Here is a 1,318-nt window from a genome sequence, read left to right as displayed (position 1 = left end):
TGGTCGATAAATTGACCTGCGCCGATGAGGCGGGGCAGACGCCGCGGACCCTGGTGGTGCTGGATAATTGTGAGCACGTACTGGCTTCGGCGGCCCGGGTCGGGGCCGACTTGTTGGATGTGGCGCCGGGGCTGACCATCCTCGCGACCAGTCGTGAGCCCCTCGCCTGGGTGGACGAGTACCTGTTCACGGTTCCCCCGCTGACGCAACGGCATGCCCTGGCCTTGTTCCGAGCGCGTGCCGAACTCGCCGGCCGCCCCCTCGCCGACTCCGACCAGATCGCGATGGGCGATTCGATATGCCGCCATGTGCACAACCACCCGCTGTTCATCCGTCTCGCGGCCGCGCGACTGGGGCAGCAACCTCTGGCAAGGATCTTAGGAGAGCTCAGCGGCGATTCAACCGATAAACGCATGCACTGGTCGCACGGTCCCCGAGTCGGTGCGGAGGCGCGCCATCGCGGGGTCGGCGACGTCATCGCCTGGTCCTATGAACTGTGTACCGCCAAAGAGCAACTGCTTTTGGACCGCCTGTCGGTATTCGCCGCCGGTTACGACACCAACCCCGCCGACGACACCGCCGGGTCCGTCCTGGATGTGGGAGCCGATCTGGAAGCCATCGAGGTCGTGTGCAGCGACGACGAAAAGGCTTCGGACGAGGAGCCCGCACACGACGGTCAGCGGCGCGTCGGATTGGCGCGGGAGGAGATCGCGGATCTGCTCGAGCGTCTGGTGGACCAATCGCTGATCATCGCTCACATCACCCCCACGACGGTGCGGTACTCGCTGTTGGAAAGTATCCGGCTGTTCGCCCGGCAACAACTGCACTCGCGCTCCACCAGCGATACAGACGAAGCAGTGCGTATGGCCGGACGGCACCGCGAATACTATCGGAACAAGATCGCGCAGGAGCACGGCGATTGGTTCTGCCCCGTGGAGTACGACCTGATGGAGTGGGGTCGCGCGGCGTTGGACAACATCTTGGTCGCGATCGAGACGAGTCTCACGACACCGGGCCAGGCCGCGCTCGGCCTGGAGCTCTCGATGAGCCTGATCACGCTGCGGGGATTCATGTTCCTGGGCTCGATGTGGGAGATGCGTCAACGGACCGCACGGGCCCTGTCGGCGACCCGCTCGCTGGATCCACAGCCCGTCGAGCTCCAGATGACGGCCACGGCGCTCATCGGGTGGGCGGCATTGATCCAAGGCGAGCACGAGGACGCCGAAGAAATGCTCGAGGCGTGTATCGACATCTGTATCGACGATCCGAACACCAGGCGAACCTGGCGGCACACCGTGGATGCCTCCGACCTCCCCGC

General features: G+C 65.0%; 1 pseudogene. It reads left to right on the top strand.

From position 1 onward, the window contains the following. A pseudogene (locus ABZV91_RS32475) lies at positions 1 to 1,318 on the top strand (hypothetical protein); the annotation flags it as partial.

This window comes from Nocardia sp. NPDC004568 (assembly GCF_040609955.1).
Taxonomy (GTDB): Bacteria; Actinomycetota; Actinomycetes; order Mycobacteriales; family Mycobacteriaceae; genus Nocardia.
The sequence above is the reverse complement of the archived record's forward strand: the minus strand, read 5'-3'. Positions and strand labels throughout refer to the sequence as shown.